Here is a 24,388-nt window from a genome sequence, read left to right as displayed (position 1 = left end):
CACAATTGCCACGTATACAGCTAGTATAAAAATCGGACGGGCGATAATAATTCAGCCTGTTCCGTTTTAGAATTTGACAATCAGCTTTTGAACTGACGCCTATATGAAATTCTGAAAAGAACTTGAATTTTTACTGCCGTCATTAAAGTTTTTGAATACATGACTTATTAATTACCGCTTTCTTTATTTATTAAACATATCACATGCATATAAATTGTTATGGTAGAATATGTTAATGATTTGGAAAATTAAAGAAACGCTTTCATTATCAGCTTGCTGGGGGCGGGGATATCATAACTGGAGGTTCATACTCAGTGATTCAAACAGACGGAGAAATAAAAAAGTTCAGCATAGCAGCGATAGGTATACTTTCTGCACAGTGGGCGCTTTTTCTTACTGGTTTTTATACGATACTGCCGTATGCTGCAGTGGAAAAAATATTCATTTCTGCCTGGGTGGTTTCCGCCGGCGTGGGTTTTATTGGCGCTGCATGGGAGTGGGGAAGTAACCAAAGATTTTCAAGGCTGCTGCTGATGCTTGCTGTTTTAAATGGCTTGTTCGCCTGGGCGGCTCATGGCCTGGGAAGCATGTAAAACAAATTTCTGTTTTCAGATTTAACGTACATGGAATATGTCTATTTTATAGCCTTGCTTCTTCGACTAGGCTTCTCTTCCTACGGGTATAGGAGAGTATGCAGACCGGGAGGAGGAATATATAGTGAAAAAGAACGCGTTGGTGACTGGCGGCAATCGTGGTATTGGACTGGAAGTCTGCCGGCAGTTAGCTCAAAACGGATTCAAAGTATGGCTTGGAGCAAGAAATGAGAAAGCAGGCATGGAAGCAGCGAAGGCATTGCAGGATGAAGAACTTGAAGTACAGTTCATTGCATTGGATGTTGGTCTCCCTGATATGGTGGAGGCAGTAAAAAAACAGATTATGAACGAAGACGGAAAACTCGATGTACTGGTAAATAACGCCGGAATCTTTCCGGATCAAAAGCAGTCCATCATTGATATTGAACCAGAAACGTTCGAAGACATTCAGCTAACCAATTATTTCGGGCCATTTTTTACGATGAGGAGCTTTATGCCCTCCATGCTCGAAGCAGGCTATGGTCGTATAGTAAACATAGCTGCCGAAATCGGAGTTTCCGGCACGATGGATGCCCCGATGGGTGGAGCGTATAAATCCTCTAAATACGGATTAAATGCTCTGACTCGTCTGTTTGCCGGAGCGGTGCGGAAAAAGAACGTGAAAGTGAACTCGGTCAGCCCGGGCTGGGTACAGACCGATTTGGGCGGAGAAAAAGCAAAGCGAAAGCCGGCTGAGGCAATGGAAGGTATTTTGTGGCTTGCCCAGCTTGAAGAGGACGGCCCGAACGGAAAGTTTTTCCGTGATAAGGACGAACTGGATTTTTAAAGCAGGCGCACCTCCCGGAGTGCGTTTTTTTATTGGATAAATTTAATTATTAACCGTAAAAATACCTCCACCTTAATCAGTGGTGGAGGTATCATCTGCGTCGTCGTTAATGATGTTAACTATCTGCTGCGTTGCACGCCGGCCTTCATCGGTGTCCTGGAGCTGAAACACATGGGGCATTTCCGGGTACTCATAGTAGTTGATGGGAATGTTTTTTTCATCAGTGATCCCAGAAAGCTTCCTGGCATCCGCAAGAAACAATTCATGGGTGCCGACAATCAGAGTCATATCTCCAAGCCCGGTCATGTCTCCATAAATAGGACTCACCATAGGATTTCTCAAATCAGCGTCCCCGGCATAGGAAGCTCCGGCATTCAGCAGCCATTCCAGATCAAGAAAAGGATCTACCGAAGTTAAATTCTGGATGTCCGGGTTTGTCATGCTGACGTCAAGCCACGGGGAGAGCATGATAATATCTCCCGGCTGTTCAATGTCCTGACGGCGCAACTCCTGGGCGAGGGCGAGAGCCAGCCCTCCTCCGGCAGAATCCCCCATAATGACAATGTTTTCAGCCTCTGTGTTTTCAAGCGTCTGCGTATAGAGAGGCACCAGCTTTTCGAAGACCTCTTCATACTGATGCTGCGGAGCTTTAGGATAAACAGGAAGCATTACCGTGCTGTCGGTCTGGTCCTGCACTCCTTCAAGCCACCGAAAATGTCGGGGGTTTGGCTGGCTGACATAGCCGCCGCCATGCAGATAAATAATTTTCTTTTCTACGGTCCGTTCGTTTTCAAGTACATAGTTGTCCATGCCGTTTAATGTCATTTTTTCGTAATCGTAGCGAGTATCAATTTCGTCGGGAAGCTGATACTCGGGCCTGTCTGGATAAGGACCGTCTTTGCCGGTGGAGCCGTCAGCAGGATTTGTCACTACGGATATTACCGAACGGTCCTCGTGCCAGCTTGTGTAAAGAATAAATGCTGAAAATCCTGCAGCGAAAAGACCCAAAAGGCTCAAAATCCAGTATTGTAATTTTCTCTTTGGTGTTTGTCTTTTCATGCCCCGACCTTCCTTAAAATTTACTTCGTGGGAATCAATAGATACTATCTTAACACAGGCCGAAAATTGTTTACAGTTTTCGGCCCCGGAGGAAGCAGGGATGTTATTTGCCAATAAGAAACGGGGCTTTGTTTTTGATTAAATATACAAACGGCACACTGATTACAAGCGTAGCTGCCGTAAACATAATTCCCCATAAAGAGGTGATCGGCATAGGATTGCCTTCAATACCGAAGCCGTATTGAAGCGTGATACGTATAATAGCAAAGATCATGAAATGCAGAGCGAAAATGATCAGTGAATTCTGCCCCAAATAACTGAGGATACGGCTTTTTCCCTCCAGGCGGAAGCTTAAAAATAAAATACCCGCAATACCAAGCAGAGAAGTGGATATAAAAATGGGGACAGACTGGTATTCTCCGGCGCGCATGTCGATCCGGTTCGTAAATTGAATGAGCGGATATATAAGGCTGAGCGCTGCTGCGGCTGCCACCCAGCCGAAGGAGTGTTCGAATATTTTTGTCCGGGCTTTTAACAAATAACCAAGTCCGAAGAACAATACGGCCACAGTAGCTACTTGAATACTCCATGGGAGCATGGAGTCAAACCAGCGGGTGGAAAAATATCCTGCTGCTGCAACAGCGACAATGCTTATAATGCGGACGCTGTTGCCCGGCACATATTTGAGCAGCACATAAAAGCCAATCTCAACCATAAACAGGCAGGTTAAAAACCATATGGCCGGGTTATAGGTGAGCAGATAGTTGTCTCCAGCAGAATAAAAAATACCGAGGGCGGGAATAATAGCGTCAACGTCATCTTTACCAAGAAGAGGACGTTCCAGAAAAAACCAGAATGCATATGTAATGATGGAAAAGGTGAAATAAGGGATGAGCAGTGAACGGCCTTTTTTCCTGGCGAAATCGACCGGCCGGAGCTCAGTATAGCCGCCTTTGAATGTCACGCCGGATAAAAGAAAGAACAAAGGCATATGGAAGGCGAAAATATACTGGCGTAGAATATCGTCAATAGGGGCGTGCCCGAGGACTACGAGAATGATGCCGAGACCTTTGGCAATGTTCACCCATTCAAAATGCTGATTCATCATTATCACCTGCGCAAACTGTAAGTTTTAGTGTCAGTACTGCTGAAAAAACACAGCATATCACGAAGATATAGCGAGAACTATCGCAAATATATGTAAAAACATAAAATGATTTGATTTAAAAAGCATCATTCTATCTCACATACCCTGTATATAGCCATTATATACGGTGAAATAAAACGCTACAGCAATTAATCGCAGAAAGGGGTCTATCCTCATGCAGGAATATCGTCTGACAAAAATTAAACTGGAGCTTTCAGGCAGAACAATCAGCATCGCACGCGGTTCCGTGACTGTTTATAATGATGAAGCCAGTGTATGGTACGCCGAAATTGAACACCCTTCGGAAGTGGACTCATTATACGAATGGAAGGAAAAGGATAAGAAAGAAGAAGTAATGTTTTTTACTGACGGTCACAGCGCAAGAGTTGGCTATGCAAAAGTTACGAGAGTAACAGAAAGCAGTTCAGGAGTGAGCGTGAGTTTTAAAGGTGAAGGAGAGCTTCGGCTCGCGGGAAGCAAATAGCAACAGCTTTGGGACTGGAAGAGGCGCTCGTACCGGTTAATCTGCACATAAGAGAGAAAGAGAAACCTTGTAAGCGCTTTAAATCACTTTTAAAATGTGTGAAAATAGGGAAAAGGATAAAATAATAAGTTGGCCCAGTAGTTTGGAAGTCTTTGGAGCTCATTAAAGGGGGCGTTACCAATGAAAGAGTATCGCTTAACAAGACTGAGGTTTGAACACTCACAAGCGCCATTGACATTTGATAAAGGACTTTTAACGGTATATGATTACGAGCCGGCAGAAGTGTGGTATGTAGAGCTCGAAAACCCACATCATATCGGCCTGTTTGAAGAAATGTATGACAACTGCGACGTGCGCAGCATGATTTTTTATACGGAACGAAACAGTGCCCGGATCGGCAAAGCAAACATTACCAGGATATTAAAAAGCGGTGGAAAAGTAAGCGTCAGTATCAAGGGTGAAGAAGCATTAAAGCTTGTAGGAAGTTAAACAGCCGGAGCCCGGGAAATATCCCGGGTCTTTTTTTGCTTTGTGGGCAAAAAAACAGGTTCCGGAAAGAGCTGAACGGGAAATAAAAAAGCAGAACATACAGAATGGAAGATGACACATGCTGATAGATGTAAAAAAGGAATGGGAAAAAATCATTGGACCGTTTGCGAGTGAGCGGCTGACGGGAGGATTCAGCCACCATACCTTTTTAGTCACTCAGGCGTCCAGGCAGTACGTATTGAAAATTGAGAAAGGAAGCGGCGGCTATCTGCGCCGGGAATATGAAGTGCTCGAACAGCTGCGAGGGGCATCCTTTCTCCCGGATCCAGCCGGCTTTCTGGAAGCCGAAGGTTATTTTTCATTTATGCAGAGCTATCATCGAGGAGAAAATGTCTCCAAGCTGGCATCCCACTCTTCCTTCTGGCTCGAAGCCTATAAAAGCCTCGCTGTCATGCTTGCTTCTGAGGTTCACAGCCGTAAAGGAAGCATACGCGAGTACGACCGGAATGCGGAGCCTCTTCAATGGAACATAGACGCTCTTCCCCTAAGGGCTATGCATCATCAGGCTGTTGAGGTTTGGAAAGCACGGACGTCTACAGGGATTACATTCGTACATGGAGACGCAGGACCGCACAATATGATCCTGAACGAAAATCATAGAGCCGTTCTGATCGATTGGGAGTGGGCCGGATGGAATGATCCGATGATAGATATCAGCTGGGTGTTATGGAACGCAGCATTTCACGCCCCTGAAAGATACAGCGAACTCCGTCGTGCATTTTTGGAAACGTACGTAAGTATTCGTACGATGAACATTACAGAGACCAATATTAAAGCTTACAGTCTTGCTGTGATTTACCGGGCGCTTGGCCGGGTGAGACGTTCGCCGGAGGCTATTCAGAACCGGTGGGTCAAGCGTCTGGACTGGACATTGAACAGTAATTGGGAAAAGGGGGAACCACTGTGAACATTCAGCCAATGAAAGAAATCGACCGGCAGAAGAAGGAGGATTTCTTTGCCGCCTGCTGGGAAACAAATGAGATGCATGTTAATAATCAAACGTATATACTCCCGGAGCTTGAAGGATTCTGTGTCCAGGAGGCCGGGGTGCTTGCCGCAGCGATTACTTATACATACGATGGCAGTGTTGGTTTAATTGTGTCTCTTGACAGCGTAATCGAAAAGCAGGGATTTGCGAGCCGCCTGCTGATGCATGCAGAGGAGCATTTAAAAAAGACAGGGGTGGAGGACCTGCGGGTCGTCATAACAAACGAGAATGAATATGCGCTGCGTTTTTACCGGCGCCGGGGCTTTCAGCTGGCGAGCGTGCATGTTGATGCAGCCAGAAAAGCCCGGGAGGATAAGCCTTCGATCCCGCTTGTCGGCGTGAACGGAATAACGATCCGGGATGAGTGGCACCTGAGAAAATGGTTATAGCAAAAGAGAGCCCGCATAAATAATAATGCGCGGCTCTCTTTTTAGGATCCAAATATCGGTGAAGCTGCCTGTTCTTCGCATAAATTATAGGGAAGGCAGAGCGGCATGCCGGAACGGGGATCTTTAATAATATCGCTTTTGATGCCAAACACTTTTTCGATAATTCCTGCTTCCATCACTTCATGAGGGGTGCCGGTTTTGACAACGTTGCCGTGCTTGATGGCAACAATATGATGGGCGTAGCGGCTGGCATGATTCAAATCATGCACGACCATCACGATAGTCCGATGCTCCTGCACGTTCAGTTTTTCAAGGATGTTCAGCACTTCCATCTGATGGGCCATATCAAGAAAGGTGGTAGGCTCATCCAAAAATAGGGTTTCGGTTTCCTGGGCCAGAGCCATGGCAATCCATGCCCGCTGACGCTGCCCGCCGGATAAGTGATCGATCGGGCGGTTGGCGAATTCGCGCATGCCGGTGATTTCAATGGCCCAGCCGATCATTTCTTTATCATGGGCCTTTAAGGAACCAAAACCACGCTGATGAGGAGCCCGTCCGTATGTCACAAGCTCCGTAACCGTTAAGCCCTGCGGTGCTTCGGGATTTTGGGGAAGAATGGCCATCTGCTTGGCGAGTTCCTTTGTTTTTTGACTGTGGATGGAGCTGCCGTTTAAGTAGACGACGCCCTTCGAAGGCTTCATCAGCCTTGACAGGGCTTTTAGAATGGTAGACTTGCCGGAACCGTTTGCGCCGACAAGCGCGGTAATTTTACCAGAAGGAATCTCAATATTTAAATCGTTTACGATTGTCTGCTGATCATAACCAATATGGAGTTGATCTGTTTCGATCATCGCATAAACATCCTTTCAGGGTGATAAAGTTAGACATTGCTTCTGGCAAGCAGGTATAGGAAATAAGGAGCGCCAATAACTGCAACAACAATCCCTGCATGAATTTCCGACGGCTGAATAATAGTACGGCCAAGGGTGTCCGCAAACAGAAGCAGAAGTCCACCGAGAAGCGCCGAGGCAGGGAGAGCAAGCGCATGGTTGGGACCGATCAGCCTCCGGGCTATATGAGGGGCAATCAGTCCGACAAATCCGATGCCGCCGCTGACAGAAACCGCCGATGCTGCAAGCGCCACTGAAGCGAAGGTGAGCAGAAGGCGTTCCTTTTCCACCCGGAGGCCCAGCCCTTTTGCCATCTGTTCGCCGAAGGTAAGGGTATCGAGCGCGCGCCACCGGTAATAAATGAAAATCGATAAAATAATAAACCAGGGAAGAAACGAATATACATAAGGCCAGGTGGATCCGTAAATTCTTCCAGCCAGCCATATAGCGACAAAGTCAAACTGTTCCGGCTGCAGACGCAGCATGAGAACGGTCATCAGTGCATTCAGCCCGGCAGCCACTGCAATACCGGTCAGTATCATTCTCATCGGCACGAGACCAAGCTGCCGGTCGTAGGCAAGAACATAAATTAATGCTGCAGCGAGCAGTCCTCCAACAAGCGCGAATACCGGCAGTAAGTACGGAGAAGCAGCATCAATCGAACTGAAAAACGAAATGTATAAAACTACAAATAATCCTGCGCCGGTAGTGATGCCGAGAATACCCGGGTCTGCCAGGCTGTTACGGGAGATTCCCTGGAGCACGCAGCCTGAAACGGCAAGTGCTGCCCCGACAAGAAGAGCGAGTACAATCCGGGGCAGGCGGAACTGAAATAGTACGAGATTCTGGTTACTGTCGCCAAAGCCGAAAAGCGTTTTTATCACCTCTAACGGCCCCAGCGGAGTAACTCCGGAATTCATGCTGAAAAGAAGCACGATAAATATTAGAATGGCGAGGAAGCTGAATACAAAAATGCGCCGTCTGCGGCGCCTGCGTTCCCACTCGCCGGAAAATATAGAATGCATTTAGAGTTCCCTCCTCTCGCGGCGCGCAATGTATAAAAAGAAGGGCACACCGATAAGCGCGAATAAAGAACCGAGAGGGGTTTCGTACGGCGGATTAATAATCCTGGCACCAATATCGGCAAGCGACATAAAAATGCCGCCCACCACGATAGAGCACGGGATGATCGCCCGGTAGTCAACTCCCACGAAAAACCGGACGACGTGTGGGATAACGAGACCGACAAACCCGATAGGGCCAGCGATGGATACGGCAATGCCGGCGAGAAACAAAACGGCGAGTGTGCAGAGTAGTTTTATCAGGCCGACACGCTGCCCAAGGCCTGAAGCGATATCGTCCCCGAGACTTAAAATAGTAACAGACCTGGACAGGGCGACCGCAAATACAAGCGCTCCCCCCATCCATGGAAGGGCGGGCAGCAGCTGCTCCCACCGGACACCGGATAATCCACCGGCGTACCAAAAGGCAATATCCTGGCTGAGATCAAAGTGAATGGCGATGCCTTCACTTAACGCTGTAAACAGGGCGTTAATCGCCGCCCCGGCAAGCACCATACGAAGAGGTGTCAGGCCGATGCGTGAAAGTGAAGCAATCCCAAAAATCAGCCCCATGCTGATCGCGGCCCCTAAAAAAGAAAACACTATCAACAGGTTATAAGAGAGCCCCGGCAGAAACGCAAAACAAACCGCCACCATAAAAATTGAACCTGCATTGATGCCCAGAATTCCGGATTCGGCCAGTGGATTTCTTGTCATTCCCTGCATGATGGCTCCGGCTACGGCGAAGCAGGCACCGACAACAATATCTGCAATAGCCCGGGGAAGACGAAGCTCGCGGATAACAACGTGATCATTCAAGGAAGCGTCATAGTGAAACAATGCGTTCCAAACGGTACCAATCTCCACGTCTGCAGCACCGACAGAAATCGAAAGTAAAAAAATAAATCCAAGTATGGGAAGGCCGGCAATAAACATTAGTACAGCTGTTACAGGACGTGAAGTAATATCGTCTTTATAGGTGGAAGGTTCCGTTTGTTGACGCATGTTATATCCTCTTTCAACATTAAAAAATCATTCATTAGTGATAATCATTATCAATCAATATTCATCATATCAGCTGAATTTCTTTCTGTCCATGTTTTCCTGTATAAGCAGTGCAAATAAAACAAATCCGGCCTTTTCCTGAGGGAGGGAAGAGCCGGACTTTTTGTTATTATTTTTCAGGTGGTATCGCCTTTAATCAACTGCACGTCGAGCACAATGTTTTGATTATGTGCACCATTTTCCTGCCGTTCAATATTATTGATTAAGGAAAAAGCAAGTGCTTCTCCCAATTTATCAAGTGGCTGCTGAATAGTTGTCAGCCTGGGCGTCTGCAGCATGCGGGTAAAGCTGTGGTTATCATAGCCAATAATTTTCAGCTCATCCGGCACATGGATATGATGCCTGGAGGCATAGACATATAACGCATACGCGAGCAGATCATTACTGCAGAATATACCGTCATAGTTTTCAAGAACAGCACTGATGTGTTCTTCAATAAATTTATAATTATCTTCAAAGGTTGCTTCAATATAGGCTCCCTCGATACTCATATAAGTGATGCCTGCCTTCATAGCTGTTAATTCAAAGGCATCTTTGCGCCGGTTGGCAAGCAGGTCGTATTCAAGCGGTCCCGAAATATGAAGGATTTTTTTGCATCCGCGTTCAATCAGATGTCTGGTGGCAATCTCCCCGCCCAGATAGTTATCACTGGCGACATAAGGAATAGAAGGGGAAATTACACGGTCGAAAGAGATGACCGGCATTTCTTCATGCTCATATTTTTCAGTGGACAATGTATGACTGCATACAATAATACCATCCGCCCGGTTCTGTCGGAGCATATTTATATAGTTGGCTTCCTTTTCGGCATCGTGCAGGGAATTACAGACGATGATTTTGTAATGCCGGCCGTTTGCGTAAGCTTCAATTTCATTAATCAGTTCAGAAAAGAAGGGATGGGCCAGGTCCGGCACAATTACGCCGATTAATCCGGAACGGCTGCGCTGCAGTGACCGGGCAATCTGGTTCGGTTGGTAATCGAGTTCCTGCATAGCCTTTTCCACCCGGCTTCTCGTTTCTTTTCCGATATAGCCGCGGTTGTTCATAACTCTTGAAACAGTGGTTACGGAAACGCCGGATAATTTCGCAACATCTTTGATACTGGACATAGTCTTTTCTCTCCTTCTAGCAAGCATTCTCCTAATTTATTATAACTTATTTCCCGATTGCACATTTTATGAAAACGTTAACCTATGTTTAATGATTAAATAATCTATCAAAAACACTTTTTTGTAAAGGATTTATAGTGAATAAAAATAGAAATTGAGAATGATATGACCAATTTTATGAAAACGTTTGACATAAAATATTTTTTAGTTATACTTGTTTTAGAAAGCGATTACATAAACAGGGGGTAATGAGATGAAAAAAGCAGTAATTGGTTCATCGTTGTTAGTGGGCGGTCTTGTTTTATCCGGTTGTTCTTTTTCTTCAGAAAGTAGTTCAGGAGGAGAAGGAGAGCAAATTAATTTAGATATTTTCCAGGGAAAAGTAGAAGTTAATGAGCAGTTTGAAGAGTTGGCGGCGCAATATGAAGAAGAAAATCCAAATGTCAACGTTGAAGTAACATCTGTAGGCGGCGGTTCTGATTATCAGGGTTCATTAAAGTCTAAATTTTCTTCTGGTGATGAACCGGCGATTTTCAATATAGCCGGCCCAACCGAGGCGGAGCAATTTAGTCAGTATTTGGCTGATTTATCAGATATGGAATCGGCTGAAACAGCGTTGGAAGGCACACTTGATCCAATGAAAGAGGATGGTAACGTCCATGGCCTTCCAGTAAACCAGGAAGGGTACGGATTTATTTATAATAAAAATGTGTTTGAGGAGGCCGGGATTAACGCTGAGGACATTCAAACATACGAGGACCTGGAACAAGCCGTTCAAACGTTGGATGAACAAAAAGAAGAGTTAGGGATAGAAGAAGTATTTGCTTATCCCGCGAAAGAAGTCTGGGTGGCAGGAAATCACTTGTCTAATACATTTTTGTCTCCGGAATTCGATCAAAACGTAACGGAGGCTTACAATGCAGAATCTGTAGAGTTTAATAAAGGGGAAGAATTCAAGCGCATTTTAGATTTACAAACGGATTACTCTATCCAGCCAACGTTAAGTTTAGATTATTCCCAGCAGGTAGAAGAATATTTTAGCCAACAGCAGGTAGCTATCATTCAGCAGGGAAACTGGGTTTATCCTTCTGTAGAGCAACTTGATCCAGAATTTGCTGAAAGCGGGATGGGGATTATGCCGATTCCTGTCGAAGGATACGAGGGGCAGCTTCCCGTCGATGTACCGAACTACTGGGCAGTAAACAATAATAAAGATGAAGAAACGGTGCAGGCGGCTAAAGACTTTTTAGATTGGTTAAATACTTCTGAAGCTGGTAAAGAAGCCATTATGACAGAATTCAATTACATTCCTGCTTACGAGGGATATGATACTGAGCAGATTGCAGATCCATTATCAAAAGAAATTTATGAGTATTCCTCAAATGATAACACCATTGGCTGGGTATTCTTAGGATATCCAAATGGATGGGGGGATTCGCTCGGGGCTTCCGTGCAAAAATATTTAAGTGGCGATCTGGAATGGAACCAATTAGAGAAAAATATGAAAAAGGAGTGGGAGGAATCCCGTTCGGAATAGTCCAACAATAGAAATCGACCAGGTTGATTCCTGGTTGGTTTCTCATTTATTAACAGTTTTTCGGAAAAGTTTAATACATATTAGGAGGGAAAGTATGAAAAACCGAAGCCTTTCGTATTGGTTATTTTTGGCTCCAGTAATGATCAGTTTAATTTTGGTCGTTGCTGTCCCTTTTATCTACGGTTTCGTATTTTCGTTCACCAATTGGGACGGTCTTTCAATCGGCCGTTTTGTAGGGCTGGAGAACTATGTTTCCTTAGTGCAGGATGAAGAGTTTATGAACGCATTATGGTTCACTATCAAATTTGCGGTAGTAACGGTTCTATTGCTGAATGTTTTTGGTCTGGGGCTGGCTTTATTAGTAACAAGAAATATTAAGACTAATAATCTGCTCCGTACAGTCTTTTTCATGCCTAATTTAATTGGAGGTCTTATCTTAGGTTTTATTTGGCAATTTATTTTTGTGAATGTATTTGATCAAATCGGAACACTGTTGGGGGCAGAAAGTCTTCAAGGCTGGCTGTCGACAACTCAGACCGGCTTCTGGGGTATGGTGATTTTAACAGCCTGGCAAATGGCTGGTTATATAATGATTATTTATATTGCGTATCTTCAAAGTGTTCCTATGGATCTTATTGAAGCATCAAAAATTGATGGGGCAAATGCTTTTCATCGCTTCAAAAACGTTCTTTTTCCATTGCTGGCGCCTGCGTTCACGGTGAGTATGTTTTTAACGTTATCGACAGGCTTTAAAATATACGACCAAAATTTGTCTCTCACTAATGGAGGACCTTTCAATTCCACGCAAATGCTTGCGATGGATATCGTACGCACCGCTTTTTCAGATAACCAAATGGCTTACGCCCAGGCAAAAGCAGTTGTATTCCTGATGATTGTAGCTGTTATCGCTTTAGCACAGGTTTATTACAACAAGAAAAAGGAGGTTGAAATGTAATGAGGGGTAATAGGGAAAAGAAAAATTTACGATGGCTGGAGGTTTTAGGAATTGTACTGGGCCTGCTTTGGTTAGCTCCTTTTTATTTGATGCTTGTAAATGCATTTAAATCAAAAAGTGAGATTTTTCAGGGTGTCCTCGGGCTGCCTGCAAGTTTTCGATTCGAAAACTTTATTCAGGCGTTTGATGATCTGGACTTTCTCCAATCGTTGTTTAATTCAATCATGATTACAGGTCTTAGTATATTAATTATTATTCTTTTTTCATCAATGGCAGCTTATGCGCTTTCAAGAAATAAAAGTAAGCTAAGTACTGTAATATTATTTACGTTTGTCGGAGCTATGCTGATTCCTTTTCAGGCGGTAATGATCCCGTTGGTTTCTATCTTTGGCCAGGTTAATATGTTGAATGCAGGCGGCCTGATATTTATGTATTTAGGATTTGGTTGCAGCCTGGCTATTTTTCTTTATCACGGAGCTCTAAATTCAATCCCTCAGGCATTGGATGAAGCGGCGATTATTGATGGAGCAAATCGCTTTCAACTATTTTGGCTTGTCATTTTCCCTTTACTAAAACCAATTACTATCACTGTAGGTATTTTAAATGTGATCTGGATATGGAATGATTATTTACTTCCTTCCTTAATACTGAGTGAGGAAACAGCAACAATACCTTTAAAAATGTATTTCTTTTTTGGAGAATATACCAAACAATGGCCTTTGGCGCTGGCTGGGTTGACGATAGCTATAATTCCAGTCATTATTTTCTATTTCTTTGCCCAAAAACAAATTATTAAAGGGGTCTCGGAAGGCGCAGTAAAATAAGCCACTGCGCCCAGCTGCAATTTTTATAAACACAGGAGGCATCTGGAAAATGGAACAGGCGTGGTGGAAGGAAACAGTTGTTTATCAGATTTATCCGAGAAGCTTCATGGATGCAGATGGGGACGGAATCGGGGATATAGCCGGAATTATTTCGAAGCTCGACTATCTGCAGGAGCTGGGTATCGGGGTGATCTGGGTATGTCCAGTATATGCATCGCCCAACGACGATAACGGATATGACATCAGCGATTATCGGTCGATTATGCCGGAATTTGGGACGATGCAGGATTTTGACAGGCTGCTCGTGGAAGTTCATCAGCGGGGGATGCGCCTGATCATGGATCTGGTCATTAATCATACGTCTGATGAGCATCCGTGGTTTGTGGAATCGCGTTCATCCAAAGAAAGCAAATACCGGGACTACTATATTTGGCGGCAGCCGAAGAATGACCGGGAGCCAAATAACTGGGGATCTATCTTTGAAGGATCAGCCTGGGAGTGGGACGAGCATACTAAAGAGTATTTCCTGCATGTTTTCTCCCGGAAGCAGCCGGATCTGAACTGGGAAAACCCGGATGTCCGCCGTGATTTGTACGATATGGTCAACTGGTGGCTCGATAAAGGAATTGACGGATTTCGTATAGATGCTATTTCCCATATTAAAAAGAAGCCGGGCCTTCCCAACGTGCCGAATCCGGATAATGAAGACTATCCGCCTTCATTCGACGGCCATTTAAACCAGCCCGGCATTCAGACATACCTTGAAGAACTGAAGAAAGAAACGTTCGATCATTACGACATTATGACCGTCGGAGAAGCCAACGGAGTAACCATTGAAGAAGCGGACGCCTGGGTCGGGGAGACAAACGGCAAATTTAACATGATCTTTCAATTTGACCATGTTGATTTGTGGGGAAAAGGCGGTGACGGACGGCCGGACATTTTTGCCCTGAAAGAAATTTTTGCTAAGTGGCAGAAGGGGCTGGACGGCCTAGGGTGGAACGCTTTGTTTTTGGAAAATCATGACCTGCCTCGTTCCGTATCAACGTGGGGAGATGCGGATAACTATTGGTACGAAACGGCTACAGGCCTTGCGACAATGTACTTTTTGATGCAGGGGACCCCGTTCATTTATCAGGGGCAGGAGATCGGTATGACTAACGTCGAATTTCCTTCCATTGAAGATTACAATGATGTTGCCATCCGGAATCTGTACCATAAAGAACGCCAGGCAGGAACGCCGCACGAAGAAATTATGAAAACAATCTGGAAAACCGGCCGCGATAACTCCCGCACGCCGATGCAGTGGGACAGCGGGCCGGGGGCCGGCTTTACGACCGGTACTCCCTGGCTGAAGGTTAATCCAAATTATTCTTCGATTAATGTCGAACAGGAAAAAAAGAGGTCGCTGTCTGTATTTGCTTACTATCAAACATTAATACGGCTGCGTCAGGAATGGAAAACACTTGTATATGGTTCATTTGAGCTTGCGCTTTCAGGCCACCCACAGGTGATGGCGTATACAAGAACTCTTGAGGATACCAAAATGCTTATCATGGTGAATCTGTATGATACTAAAACAACCTGTGAGCTCCCTGAAGAATTCACAGCCGAGGCCCCGAAGCTGATCTTAAATAATTACGGAGCCGCCCAGTCGGAGAAGCCAAAGGAAATCATCCTGCGACCGTTTGAAGCAGTCGTTTATGCTTTAGGAGGTGGCGGCGCATGAATCATCAGCAGCAAATAAACAAGGCAGTGAATGGTATTGCTGCAATACAAAAAAATAATAAAAAGGAATACTGGCGTCCTGCATATCACATTACAGCACCAGTATCATGGATGAACGATCCCAACGGCTTCAGCATGTTCAAGGACGAATATCATTTGTTTTATCAGTATCACCCTTACTCAACGGAATGGGATAACATGCACTGGGGGCATGTCAAAAGCCCGGACCTTGTGCACTGGGAGCATCTGCCGCCAGCGCTGGCGCCAAGCGAAATCTATGATAGGGATGGATGCTTTTCCGGAAGTGCCGTGGAGGCGGACGGGGAGCTGGTCTTAATGTATACAGGTAATGTGTGGACGGGCCCGGATCCGGGTGAAGACTTAAAGCAGGTTCAGTGCCTGGCCACAAGTACAGACGGGGTCCAGTTTGAAAAACATGGGCAAAATCCTGTTATACCAGAAGCACCTGGAGGAGGAACGCATCCGAATCATTTTCGCGATCCAAAAGTATGGAGAGAAAATGATTATTATTATGCAGTCCTTGGCTCCCGGACAGCAGAAAACGTTGGGCAGGCACTTCTCTACCGGTCGGAAAACCTTCTGGAGTGGGAATTTATGAACATACTGGCAGCAGGTCGCGGGAATATGGGCTACATGTGGGAGTGCCCGGATCTTTTCCGGCTCGACGGCTTTGATGTGCTGGTCATGTCCCCACAGGGCGTGCTTCCGGAAGGAAATAAGTACCATAATTTGCACCAGGCTGTGTTTGCCGTAGGCGACCTGGACCTCGAAAAGGGAACATTTGATTTTGATGTGTTTCACCAGCTTGATCATGGTTTTGATTTTTACGCGCCGCAGACGACGTTGGATGGCTTCGGGCGCAGAATCGTTATCGGATGGTTTGCAATGTGGGAAAGTGACATGCCGGAAAAAGAAGAATTGTGGGCTGGGGCGATGAGCCTTCCGCGCGTTTTGTCCTGCGAAGAGGGCCTTTGGAAATGCCGGCCTCTGCCGGAAATGGCAGGACTTCGCGGAGAGGAAGTGGAACGACGCGGGATCATCATTGAAAATGAAAGACAAATAGAAGGCGTGGAAGGAAATTCTCTGGAGCTTCAGGTTGTTATAGATCCACGACAGGCAGAACAATGCGGTTTGGATCTTCTCGCAAATGAAAGTACAGGGGAGAAAACGAAGCTTGTATATAATACACGCGAGCAACAAATAACACTTGATCGTGAAAAATCCGGCAGGGGCCCGGGGGGCACAAGGACCACAGACGTGGTGCTGGAAAACGGCCTATTGTATCTGCATATCTTTGTTGACCACTCCACGATAGAAGTATTTATGCAGGACGGAGAAAAGGTGATGAGTGCCCGTGTCTACCCCGCAGAAGCGTCTACCGGAGTGCGCTTTTTCAGTGACAGGGCAATGGAACTGGTTGAAATCCGGAAATGGAAGCTTTCAGAAAGTATATCGACTGCAGCACTTGATATGCAGCTGCTGTTAAAAAATGAATAATAAAAAGCAGCCGTACCTAAAAATTACGGCTGCTTTTTATCGTGGCAGGCTGCGAAAGATTATTCGGTCAGTCGGGCCATTTGAGCAGAGGACAGGACTTCATCCGGAGGATTTGCAGTAAGGCATACAACGATGCCCGAAGGATCGGTGACATAAAGGGCATGTTCTTCACGGTGAAACCAGTAGCCGGCTGCGTTCAGGCGTTCGGCGACGGGTTCGAGAGCTCGGGCAGAAGGAAGCAAAATCGTGTACATGTCGAGGCCGGTGTTTCGTATGGAGGCTTTAGGAGCCTTGGCTCCGGCCCATGGATTAAGCCCGATGTGATGATGATAGCCGCCGGCGGCAACAAAGAAAGCAGGGAATTTCTGCGGATCGGCGGCCAGGTCAAATCCCAGCATCTCTACATAAAAACGATAAGCCTCCTCCATGTCATGCACATGAAGATGAACGTGGCCCATCACGGTTCCAGCCGGCACACCGTGCCACTGGATATTTTTTCCCTCCTGAAGCAGCGGTTGTTCATGAAGGGGGTCGACCGTCATATGGATGAAACCGTTACTGTCGCAGTTCCATTCTGTCCGGGGGCGGTCGCGGTAAACCTCGATGCCGTTTCCGTCCGGGTCCGTCAGATAGAGCGCTTCGCTGACGCTGTGGTCGGACGCTCCGTACTGCTCGCCGGTGCTGTGCAGATGACGGATGAAGGCTCCCAGGGACGCACGGTCCGGAAGAAGAACAGCAAAGTGGTACAGACCGGCATACGTGCGCGGGGGAGCGATCGAGCCTTCCACCTCCCGGAGCATGACGAGAGGGGCGCCGTCTGATGGAACGCCGAGAACAGCGGTGGAGGATGAGCGTCCGAGCATCCGGAGGCCGAGGACATTTTCATAATAGGCAGCAGCCCGGCTGATACTCTGCACTCTAAGCTGCACAGGGCCGACAGAAACAGTGGGGTCAATCACATTAGTCACGCGTAAACACTCCTCTTATTTTTATTATAGTATGCAGCTTTCATCATACTAGCAGAAGGCTCAGGCATGGAAGTACCCACTTTGAAGTGGTATAGTATCCGAAATGATACTCCTAGAGGCGGCACCTGAAAAACGTGCAATAAAGATTTTCTTTAGCTCTGGGCAGGAGAGAGCAAATGGAAACGAGAAGAAAGCAAAAACTGTTTCATTACAGGCAGGGGGAGAGCAAACAATGCATGAAAAACACGGCTCATCCGCAACAGACAAATACGATTTCCCGGATACGCCCGAAGAACGGGAGCTTAAGAACGCGATTGTTTCTGCGGAAATAGAGGGGTTTGTTTTTTCAGAAAAAGATATCGAAGCTGTGCGGAAGCTCCGCGATGGGAAAATGACGATTAAAGAAGTGACAGCTTCTATAGCGGAAGGGCGTTTATAATATGAGCGAATCCTATTACACGTATGGAGACAGCGGAGTGCTTATAAACAAAATGAATTTTCGGGAAAAAGCCAAAGCGGAAAAAATCGAACAGATTATTACAACGTACCGCCTGCAGCAGATGATGACAGCAAAAAAGGTGCTTGGCTCCTTTGATGAAGAGCATATACGGCGTATTCACCGGCGGCTGTTTTCTGATGTATACGCCTGGGCCGGAGAGTTTCGGACGGTAGACCTTGCTAAAGGACAGACATCTTTTCTGCCTGCAGCGTTTATCGACAGAGGACTGCGTCACCTAAGAGACTCTGTGCAGGCAATAAATAAAATGACGTACAGGGACAGGGAAGCTTTTGCCGAAGCCCTTGCCCCGGTCTACAATGACCTTAATCATATTCATCCGTTCCGGGAAGGAAACGGCCGAACGCAGCGGGAATTCGTCCGGCAAATCGCCTGGCACCACGGCTTTGACATGAAGTATACCCCGCTCCAGCAGGAAAAGCTGTTTGAAGCCTCTGTGGCTGATGATGAAAAGAAAGCAGCCGCAGCACTGACGGAGGGTTTGACGGAAAGCTGAAAAAAGCAGCCTCCTGTGGGAAGCTGCTTTTGATTTATTATTTTTCGATTAGTGCTCCCTGGCGCGAAGAACGTGGCTTCGCTTTCGGAACGGGCCTTGAAGCGGCAATTTTCCCTTTAGCTACGCTGATTACAAAAGCAGTAGCAATAATGGAGAGTGTGGAATAAGCTACTGCGATTAAGCCGACAGAAGCGAGTCCGACAGCCACCGCCATTACATCAAAGGATAAATTGACTTTGCCCGGGTTCCACTGGAGCCGTCGCTGGAGGAACAACGCCAGAATATTAGCTCCGCCGAGCGAGGTGTTGTTCATAAATAAAATCGATATGCCGGCTCCTATACTGACCCCGCCGAAAATGGCACCAGCAGCCGGATGGATGCTGAAAGCAGGAAGAAAGTAATCCAGGCTTGTCAGTGCAGAAAGCAAAGATACTGCGGCGATCGTATTCAGCGTGAATTTCCATCCCATATGCACCACAGAGAACACATAAAAAGGCAGGTTGATTATAAAGAAGACGGCGGAAAAAGACAGCGGCAGGACATATGTTAAACCGAGCGCCAGGCCCGCAGTGCCTCCGGTGACTAAATCAGCGTGCTGGAGCAGAGTAATGCCAAAGGCAGCTAACAAACATCCGGCCAGGACTTGTAGTATATTGGTTATGTTTATCAACGGTCGTCTCTCCTTCAACAATAGGTTACTTCTATTATAAGGAAAAATTAACCATGCTTGAATAATTATATGAAGGATAATTGGTTTAATGACATTAAAAATGAAAGTATATTTGATTATTCATGTTCAAAAAGAAAGGTGAAGTGCGTTTGAATGGATCATATTGATATTGAAATGCTCGAGATACTTCAGGAGGACGGAAGAATATCGGTCAGTGATTTATCCAAAAAATTAAATTTAAGCCGTCCAAGCGTTTCAGAGCGAATGATGAGGCTCCAGGAGAAGGGAATTATTGATCACTTCAGTGCGGTGGTTTCTCCGGAAGCCGTGGGCCGGGATACGCTTCTGATGATCCAGGTGAGTGAACTAAAGGACACGATTCCCCGCTTTGAAAAAATGATTGCAGAGGACACGCGGGTACTGGAATGTCACCGGGTAACCGGGGAAGTAAGCTATTTTATTAAAGCAGCGGTAGAAGGGATGGACAGCCTGAGAGAGCTTGTTGATACCCTGATCTCCTATGGGAACATTAATACGTCGATTGTGCTGAAATCGCCGGTGGAGCGAAGAAAAATACTGCCGGAAAACCGGGAGCAGGAATAGTCGGTTTTCTTTCTAGGGGTGGGTTATTGTGATAAGATTAATATGATTTACAGAGCGAGAGCATATACAGTAGGGGGAGAAAGATATTGGTGAACGAACGTGAAGCGTTGCAGCGTGTCATCGAAAACGTGCAGCAGGTCGTGGTCGGAAAAAAAGCTGAAATTGAATTAAGCCTGACAGCGCTTCTGGCCCGCGGGCATATCCTGCTTGAAGATGTGCCCGGGGTGGGGAAGACGATGATGGTGCGGGCAATTGCCAAATCGATTGGCGCGAGTTTTAAACGAATACAATTCACGCCGGATCTTCTCCCATCAGATGTAACAGGTGTGTCTATATATAATCAGCGGACGATGGAGTTTGAATTCCGGCCCGGCCCGTTAATGGGAAACGTTCTGCTCGCAGACGAGATTAATCGTACTTCCCCGAAAACGCAGTCAGCCCTTCTTGAAGCGCTGGAGGAAAAAAGTGTTACAGTGGACGGCGAAACGAGAAACCTCGAACGTTTATTTTTTGTGATGGCCACACAGAATCCGGTAGAGTACGGGGGAACGTATCCTCTGCCGGAAGCACAGCTCGATCGCTTCCTGTTTAAGCTCCGGCTCGGCTATCCTACAGAAGAGCAGGAAATAGAAGTGCTCGAGCGTGTGGAATTCACGCATCCGATTGATGATCTTTCATCCGTAATGAGTCTCGCAGACGTCCTGAGGGCTCAGGAACTCGTGAAAAACGTGCACGTGGACCATTCAGTGAAGCAGTACATTGTTTCCATTGTGCGGGAGAGCAGAAATCACCGCGATATTTATCTTGGCGTAAGTCCAAGGGGATCAATTGCGCTGATGAAGGTATCGCAGGCATATGCTTTTGTGAGAGGAAGAGACTACGTAACCCCGGATGATGTGAAGTACCTTGCGCCGTTTGTTATGGGGCACCGCCTTATTCTGCAGACAGACCAGCAGATGGCGGATAAAGACGGAGAGACCGTGGTGCGGGACATCTTATCGAGCGTCCGTGTACCGGCATCGGACAGTGATTCGGCGGTACGCCCATGAGTCGGTTTTTAAAAATCGGAAGAAAAGTAATGCAGCTGGCAGCTGTTCTGGCTGCATTAGCTGTATTATTTATTTACGCTATGTTTCAAGGGGGGTTTGTCAGCTGGTTTTTGTTTTACAGTGTGACGACCCTCGCGGTTATACAATTATTATTACTAATCTATCCGCTTCGTTCTTTAAAGGCTGAACGCAGACTGAGTGCTGATATGCTTTCCTTTAACGGTCATGCTGAAGCTGTAGTCACATTAAAAAAAAGAATTCCGCTTCCACTGATGTACGTAAAGATCCGGGATCATCAGCCTTACGGGCTCAGGGATTGGGAAACGTCGGCAGAAGCGTTGATTTTCCCTTTTTTTCAGAGGGAGGCGTCCTATTCCTACAGCCTTAGGGGCAGAAGACGGGGTAAGCATACCATTGGTTATCTCCGCGTCCGTGCCGGCGATCTGTTTGGCTTTGTGGAAAAAGATTACGATATTTTGGTTTCTTCTATGGTGGTAGTACTTCCAAGAATGAGAAAGTTAGCGAACTGGAATACGGCGGCAGACAACTCCTCGGAGGCAGTCTCACTGTCGCAGCGGATACAAAATGAATCTGTTAATGTCGCAGGGGTGAGGGATTATACCCCCGGGGACCGGATGGCAAATATTGACTGGAAGGTGACGGCCCGGGCTGGAAAGCTTGTGACAAAAGAATTTGAAGCTGAAAAGGGAGAAGGCTATTTTTTGCTGCTTGAAACCGCAGCTGATATAGCACCCGAATCATTTGAAACCGCGGTGGAATTTGCTGCTTCTTTAACGGAGTATGCCTATCAGATGAAAATGCCTATCGGTTACGGAGTCACTGCTTCCGGGCAGCCTCTGCAGCATCCCGGAACCTCCAAAGAGCATTTTCAGCGTATTTATCAGGGTCTGGCGTACGTGGAATTGAATACAGATACGGAGGCTTCGCCGTTTTTACGTCAGGCCCCGGGGCCTGAAGCACTGATTTATGTGACTCCGGTGCTTCCGGATATTAGAATTAAAGAATTAAAGCAATGGGCCGGACAGAAACGCTCTGTTATTGTGGCTCTGCTTCCTGATGAGAGTGGGTTGTCCCACCATAAGGGTGTAGAAGCGCTGCGGCATACCAATATTCATATATACTATGTGCAGCCGGGCGAGGCCGGTTTTGAAGTGTTATAGAGGAGGCATAATTATTTGATTAAACCGGAGCATACCTGGAAAAAATTGATTGTTTATATTCTTGGTTATTTGCTGCTGGCAGAATGGCTGCTGCCCCTGCCGGCAGCTACCGGGACAGGATCAGTGACCGTATTTATGGCTGTCTCTGCCGCCTTTTTTATCGTCATTTATCTGCGGCCGCCCTGGTGGGCGATAATCGGCAGTGTGCTGCTGACTATACTAATAGGTATAAATATTGTATTTTATGAGGAATCGCTGCTGCAGCTGAATTGGCTGATTACTCTGGGGGCGGAAGTGCAGACGAATGTTGGTTATATTATCAGCGGCCAGTGGTACGCTCTGACAGATATGTTCCGCAGTGTGTTATTTATGCTTCTGCTTGCTATTATGAGTTATTTGATTTATTTCTGGGTGGTACAGTCCCGCCGGATTTTATTTTTCCTGACATTTACGGTTATTTATATTGGCGTAATGGATACTTTTTTCGAATACGATGGAATGTTTGCGATTATCCGTACGTTTGTTATAGGATTTTTGCTTTTAGGACTGCTTCAGTGGGAACGTATTGTATCGCAGACGGAGGACAGGCAGGCTCAGAGGAAGGTTTTTATACGGTGGACGCTGGTCATGGCTGCTTTTTTAATTACCGCCGGAGGCGTTGGAGTGCTTGCCCCCAAAAGTGAACCACGGTGGCCTGATCCCGTTCCATTTTTAACGTGGGGAGAGAGCAGCACCGGGAGCAGTCAGGGTGTGCAGAAGATTGGCTATGACAATACTGATGAACGCCTTGGCGGAGGATTTCAAATGAGTGATATGCCGGTATTTACTGCATCCGGCGATATTAACGGCTACTGGCGGGGCGAGGCTAAAAATGTATACACCGGTCTTGGGTGGGAAATAGACGCCCCTGATGAGACGTCTTCTGAAGCCGGCTTATATAATGAAAGTATCGAGACGGAAGAACAGGAAGTAAACATTGAAATGGCAGAAACCCAGGAGTTTGATTTTGCCTTTTATCCAGGTTCGTTTCTTTCTATTGAAGAAGACATAGAAACATCAGTGGACGCCTGGACCACCCAGGTGGAGTTTGAGGCTGGCGGAGAGTCGGCGTCGTTAACTAATTACACGGTGGCGTATGAAACAGCAGATTTTCCCGTAGAGCAGATGAGTGCTGTTACTGATAATTCAGAAGATCCGGAGGAGATCACGGAATACTTCACACAGCTTCCCGACGATCTTCCTGGAGAAATTCAGGAGCTTGCCGAAGAGCTTACAGCAGATGACGATAACCGCTATGCAAAAGCCAGAGCCGTGGAAAGGTATTTGCGCGGTCCGAATTTCTCCTATCAGACGACCAACATTCCGGCTCCGTTGGAGGGCGGAGATTATGTCAGCCAGTTTCTGTTTGAATCACGAACCGGCTACTGTGATAATTATTCGACTTCAATGGCGGTGCTGCTCCGCACGCTTGATATACCGACGCGCTGGGTCAAAGGGTTCACAGAAGGCGACCAGGCGCCGGGGAATGAAAATCAGGTGGAGGTCACAAATGAAAATGCGCATTCCTGGGTAGAGGTGTATTTTCCCGAAGTAGGCTGGGTGCCGTTTGAACCGACGAAGGGTTTTTCTTCAGAGTTTAATTACACGTATGAAAATAATGAAGCCTCAGAAGAAGCACCCGAAATTGAAGAAGAGGAAACGGAGGAAGAGGAGGCCGCCCCTGAAGAAGAGGAAGCGGCTCCTGAAACTGGGGAAGAGGGCGAACAAGAACAGGAGGATTCCTCTGGCGGCGCCGTCATTGACTGGAGGCTTCCGCTGTGGCCTTTTTTTGCAGCGGTAGTTATCCTCCCAGCAGCCGGATGGCTTTTCCGGAGGAAGCTGCTGGCCAGCTATCTTCTTTTCAAATACCGGCACATGCATTCTGATGAAGAGTTTCAAAATGCTTACCAGGCGCTGCTGCGGTTGCTGCAGACAGCACGTGTAAAACGGAACGCCGGGGAAACGCTGCGGGAATTTGCCGTGCGGGTGAATGACATCTACGGAAGCGGTGAGATGGAGCATCTGACAGAGAAATATGAACGTCTGTATTACGGACGTAAGACCGGGAACGAAGCCGGTCCGGAAGCAGTTGCGGCATGGAAACAGCTGGTAAAGAAAGTCCGTTCTTGACCGGCATTGAGCC

The 24,388-nt window shown here is 46.6% G+C and carries 25 protein-coding genes; 17 read left to right on the top strand and 8 right to left on the bottom strand.

What is annotated here, in order from left to right:
• Positions 1-314 precede the first annotated feature (314 nt).
• Together SIC45_RS11895 and SIC45_RS11890 are read left to right on the top strand one after the other, a co-directional pair.
• Positions 315-593, top strand: a complete 279-nt coding sequence (locus SIC45_RS11895) for a hypothetical protein (protein WP_319632300.1) — start codon at positions 315-317, stop codon at positions 591-593.
• A 124-nt stretch (positions 594-717) separates the two neighbouring features.
• Positions 718-1,419 (top strand): SDR family NAD(P)-dependent oxidoreductase, encoded by a 702-nt coding sequence (locus SIC45_RS11890; protein ID WP_319632299.1) that lies wholly within the window; start codon positions 718-720, stop codon positions 1,417-1,419.
• 72 nt (positions 1,420-1,491) lie between these two features.
• On the opposite strand, the gene SIC45_RS11885 is transcribed toward SIC45_RS11890, so the two are convergent.
• On the bottom strand, positions 1,492-2,478 hold the full coding sequence (locus SIC45_RS11885) for an alpha/beta hydrolase (protein WP_319632298.1): 987 nt from the start codon (positions 2,476-2,478) through the stop codon (positions 1,492-1,494).
• 103 nt (positions 2,479-2,581) lie between these two features.
• Positions 2,582-3,583 carry an acyltransferase family protein gene (locus SIC45_RS11880; RefSeq protein ID WP_319632297.1) on the bottom strand — a complete coding sequence of 334 codons (1,002 nt, stop codon included), beginning with the start codon at positions 3,581-3,583 and terminating at the stop codon, positions 2,582-2,584.
• Positions 3,584-3,800: 217 nt separating this feature from the next.
• Between SIC45_RS11880 and SIC45_RS11875 the strand changes: the two genes are divergently transcribed.
• The 4 genes from SIC45_RS11875 to SIC45_RS11860 all read left to right on the top strand — a co-directional run bounded on the left by SIC45_RS11875 (position 3,801) and on the right by SIC45_RS11860 (position 6,035).
• On the top strand, positions 3,801-4,109 hold the full coding sequence (locus tag SIC45_RS11875; protein ID WP_319632296.1) for a hypothetical protein: 309 nt from the start codon (positions 3,801-3,803) through the stop codon (positions 4,107-4,109).
• A gap of 180 nt (positions 4,110-4,289) precedes the next feature.
• Positions 4,290-4,598, top strand: coding sequence for a hypothetical protein (locus SIC45_RS11870; protein WP_319632295.1), 309 nt, complete (start codon positions 4,290-4,292; stop codon positions 4,596-4,598).
• 118 nt (positions 4,599-4,716) lie between these two features.
• A complete protein-coding gene (locus SIC45_RS11865) occupies positions 4,717-5,565 on the top strand; it encodes an aminoglycoside phosphotransferase family protein (RefSeq protein ID WP_319632294.1) in 849 nt (282 codons plus the stop codon).
• Positions 5,562-6,035, top strand: coding sequence for a GNAT family N-acetyltransferase (locus SIC45_RS11860; RefSeq protein WP_319632293.1), 474 nt, complete (start codon positions 5,562-5,564; stop codon positions 6,033-6,035). The genes SIC45_RS11865 and SIC45_RS11860 overlap by 4 nt, the downstream gene beginning before the upstream one ends.
• A gap of 41 nt (positions 6,036-6,076) precedes the next feature.
• On the opposite strand, the gene SIC45_RS11855 is transcribed toward SIC45_RS11860, so the two are convergent.
• The 4 genes from SIC45_RS11855 to SIC45_RS11840 form a co-directional block, all read right to left on the bottom strand.
• Positions 6,077-6,886 carry an ABC transporter ATP-binding protein gene (locus tag SIC45_RS11855; protein ID WP_022793739.1) on the bottom strand — a complete coding sequence of 270 codons (810 nt, stop codon included), beginning with the start codon at positions 6,884-6,886 and terminating at the stop codon, positions 6,077-6,079.
• A 29-nt stretch (positions 6,887-6,915) separates the two neighbouring features.
• Positions 6,916-7,950, bottom strand: coding sequence for an iron ABC transporter permease (locus tag SIC45_RS11850; protein WP_319632292.1), 1,035 nt, complete (start codon positions 7,948-7,950; stop codon positions 6,916-6,918).
• A complete protein-coding gene (locus SIC45_RS11845; RefSeq protein WP_413645729.1) occupies positions 7,951-8,991 on the bottom strand; it encodes a FecCD family ABC transporter permease in 1,041 nt (346 codons plus the stop codon). It abuts the gene before it with no gap.
• A 176-nt stretch (positions 8,992-9,167) separates the two neighbouring features.
• On the bottom strand, positions 9,168-10,160 hold the full coding sequence (locus SIC45_RS11840; protein ID WP_319632291.1) for a LacI family DNA-binding transcriptional regulator: 993 nt from the start codon (positions 10,158-10,160) through the stop codon (positions 9,168-9,170).
• Between the two features lie 253 nt (positions 10,161-10,413).
• On the opposite strand from SIC45_RS11840, the gene SIC45_RS11835 reads away from it, so the two are divergent.
• The 5 genes from SIC45_RS11835 (at position 10,414) to SIC45_RS11815 (ending at position 16,722) form a co-directional block, all read left to right on the top strand.
• The gene (locus tag SIC45_RS11835) at positions 10,414-11,697 is read left to right on the top strand and encodes an ABC transporter substrate-binding protein (protein ID WP_319632290.1); all 1,284 of its coding nucleotides are present in this window, start codon (positions 10,414-10,416) and stop codon (positions 11,695-11,697) included.
• Between the two features lie 94 nt (positions 11,698-11,791).
• Positions 11,792-12,652 carry a sugar ABC transporter permease gene (locus tag SIC45_RS11830; RefSeq protein WP_319632289.1) on the top strand — a complete coding sequence of 287 codons (861 nt, stop codon included), beginning with the start codon at positions 11,792-11,794 and terminating at the stop codon, positions 12,650-12,652.
• Positions 12,652-13,476: a carbohydrate ABC transporter permease gene (locus tag SIC45_RS11825; protein ID WP_319632288.1), complete on the top strand. Its 825-nt coding sequence runs from the start codon at positions 12,652-12,654 to the stop codon at positions 13,474-13,476. The genes SIC45_RS11830 and SIC45_RS11825 overlap by 1 nt, the downstream gene beginning before the upstream one ends.
• A 49-nt stretch (positions 13,477-13,525) precedes the next feature.
• Positions 13,526-15,205 carry an alpha-glucosidase gene (locus tag SIC45_RS11820; RefSeq protein ID WP_319632287.1) on the top strand — a complete coding sequence of 560 codons (1,680 nt, stop codon included), beginning with the start codon at positions 13,526-13,528 and terminating at the stop codon, positions 15,203-15,205.
• Entirely contained in the window at positions 15,202-16,722 is a 1,521-nt protein-coding gene (locus SIC45_RS11815; protein ID WP_319632286.1) for a glycoside hydrolase family 32 protein, read from the top strand. Before SIC45_RS11820 ends, SIC45_RS11815 begins: the two co-directional genes overlap by 4 nt.
• Before the next feature lie 59 nt (positions 16,723-16,781).
• On the opposite strand, the gene SIC45_RS11810 is transcribed toward SIC45_RS11815, so the two are convergent.
• Positions 16,782-17,690 (bottom strand): VOC family protein, encoded by a 909-nt coding sequence (locus SIC45_RS11810; RefSeq protein WP_319632285.1) that lies wholly within the window; start codon positions 17,688-17,690, stop codon positions 16,782-16,784.
• A 232-nt stretch (positions 17,691-17,922) separates the two neighbouring features.
• Between SIC45_RS11810 and SIC45_RS11805 the strand changes: the two genes are divergently transcribed.
• Both SIC45_RS11805 and SIC45_RS11800 read left to right on the top strand, forming a co-directional pair.
• On the top strand, positions 17,923-18,129 hold the full coding sequence (locus SIC45_RS11805; RefSeq protein WP_319632284.1) for a hypothetical protein: 207 nt from the start codon (positions 17,923-17,925) through the stop codon (positions 18,127-18,129).
• 1 nt (position 18,130) lies between these two features.
• Entirely contained in the window at positions 18,131-18,703 is a 573-nt protein-coding gene (locus SIC45_RS11800) for a Fic/DOC family protein (RefSeq protein WP_319632283.1), read from the top strand.
• 37 nt (positions 18,704-18,740) lie between these two features.
• Here the strand turns inward: SIC45_RS11800 and SIC45_RS11795 are convergent, their stop codons facing one another.
• Positions 18,741-19,373, bottom strand: coding sequence for a YitT family protein (locus SIC45_RS11795; protein ID WP_319632282.1), 633 nt, complete (start codon positions 19,371-19,373; stop codon positions 18,741-18,743).
• A 153-nt stretch (positions 19,374-19,526) separates the two neighbouring features.
• Between SIC45_RS11795 and SIC45_RS11790 the strand changes: the two genes are divergently transcribed.
• The 4 genes from SIC45_RS11790 (at position 19,527) to SIC45_RS11775 (ending at position 24,375) form a co-directional block, all read left to right on the top strand.
• Positions 19,527-19,976 (top strand): Lrp/AsnC family transcriptional regulator, encoded by a 450-nt coding sequence (locus tag SIC45_RS11790; protein ID WP_319632281.1) that lies wholly within the window; start codon positions 19,527-19,529, stop codon positions 19,974-19,976.
• Between the two features lie 89 nt (positions 19,977-20,065).
• A complete protein-coding gene (locus tag SIC45_RS11785; protein WP_298788481.1) occupies positions 20,066-21,025 on the top strand; it encodes an AAA family ATPase in 960 nt (319 codons plus the stop codon).
• Positions 21,022-22,206, top strand: a complete 1,185-nt coding sequence (locus SIC45_RS11780; RefSeq protein WP_319632280.1) for a DUF58 domain-containing protein — start codon at positions 21,022-21,024, stop codon at positions 22,204-22,206. Before SIC45_RS11785 ends, SIC45_RS11780 begins: the two co-directional genes overlap by 4 nt.
• Before the next feature lie 15 nt (positions 22,207-22,221).
• Positions 22,222-24,375 carry a DUF3488 and DUF4129 domain-containing transglutaminase family protein gene (locus tag SIC45_RS11775; RefSeq protein ID WP_319632279.1) on the top strand — a complete coding sequence of 718 codons (2,154 nt, stop codon included), beginning with the start codon at positions 22,222-22,224 and terminating at the stop codon, positions 24,373-24,375.
• Positions 24,376-24,388 lie beyond the last annotated feature (13 nt).

It is taken from the genome of Marinococcus sp. PL1-022, assembly GCF_033845285.1.
Classification (GTDB): Bacteria; Bacillota; Bacilli; order Bacillales; family Marinococcaceae; genus Marinococcus.
This window is presented reverse-complemented; position numbering and strand designations above follow the sequence as displayed.

Coding starts and splice junctions, on each gene's coding strand:
- SIC45_RS11815 (WP_319632286.1), top strand. CDS start 15,202: ATGAATCATCAGCAGCAAATAAACAAGGCAGTGAATGGTATTGCTGCA.
- SIC45_RS11875 (WP_319632296.1), top strand. CDS start 3,801: ATGCAGGAATATCGTCTGACAAAAATTAAACTGGAGCTTTCAGGCAGA.
- SIC45_RS11780 (WP_319632280.1), top strand. CDS start 21,022: ATGAGTCGGTTTTTAAAAATCGGAAGAAAAGTAATGCAGCTGGCAGCT.
- SIC45_RS11845 (WP_413645729.1), bottom strand. CDS start 8,991: ATGCGTCAACAAACGGAACCTTCCACCTATAAAGACGATATTACTTCA.
- SIC45_RS11790 (WP_319632281.1), top strand. CDS start 19,527: ATGGATCATATTGATATTGAAATGCTCGAGATACTTCAGGAGGACGGA.
- SIC45_RS11805 (WP_319632284.1), top strand. CDS start 17,923: ATGCATGAAAAACACGGCTCATCCGCAACAGACAAATACGATTTCCCG.
- SIC45_RS11850 (WP_319632292.1), bottom strand. CDS start 7,950: ATGCATTCTATATTTTCCGGCGAGTGGGAACGCAGGCGCCGCAGACGG.
- SIC45_RS11855 (WP_022793739.1), bottom strand. CDS start 6,886: ATGATCGAAACAGATCAACTCCATATTGGTTATGATCAGCAGACAATC.
- SIC45_RS11830 (WP_319632289.1), top strand. CDS start 11,792: ATGAAAAACCGAAGCCTTTCGTATTGGTTATTTTTGGCTCCAGTAATG.
- SIC45_RS11880 (WP_319632297.1), bottom strand. CDS start 3,583: ATGAATCAGCATTTTGAATGGGTGAACATTGCCAAAGGTCTCGGCATC.
- SIC45_RS11870 (WP_319632295.1), top strand. CDS start 4,290: ATGAAAGAGTATCGCTTAACAAGACTGAGGTTTGAACACTCACAAGCG.
- SIC45_RS11865 (WP_319632294.1), top strand. CDS start 4,717: ATGCTGATAGATGTAAAAAAGGAATGGGAAAAAATCATTGGACCGTTT.
- SIC45_RS11800 (WP_319632283.1), top strand. CDS start 18,131: ATGAGCGAATCCTATTACACGTATGGAGACAGCGGAGTGCTTATAAAC.
- SIC45_RS11885 (WP_319632298.1), bottom strand. CDS start 2,478: ATGAAAAGACAAACACCAAAGAGAAAATTACAATACTGGATTTTGAGC.
- SIC45_RS11840 (WP_319632291.1), bottom strand. CDS start 10,160: ATGTCCAGTATCAAAGATGTTGCGAAATTATCCGGCGTTTCCGTAACC.
- SIC45_RS11835 (WP_319632290.1), top strand. CDS start 10,414: ATGAAAAAAGCAGTAATTGGTTCATCGTTGTTAGTGGGCGGTCTTGTT.
- SIC45_RS11825 (WP_319632288.1), top strand. CDS start 12,652: ATGAGGGGTAATAGGGAAAAGAAAAATTTACGATGGCTGGAGGTTTTA.
- SIC45_RS11820 (WP_319632287.1), top strand. CDS start 13,526: ATGGAACAGGCGTGGTGGAAGGAAACAGTTGTTTATCAGATTTATCCG.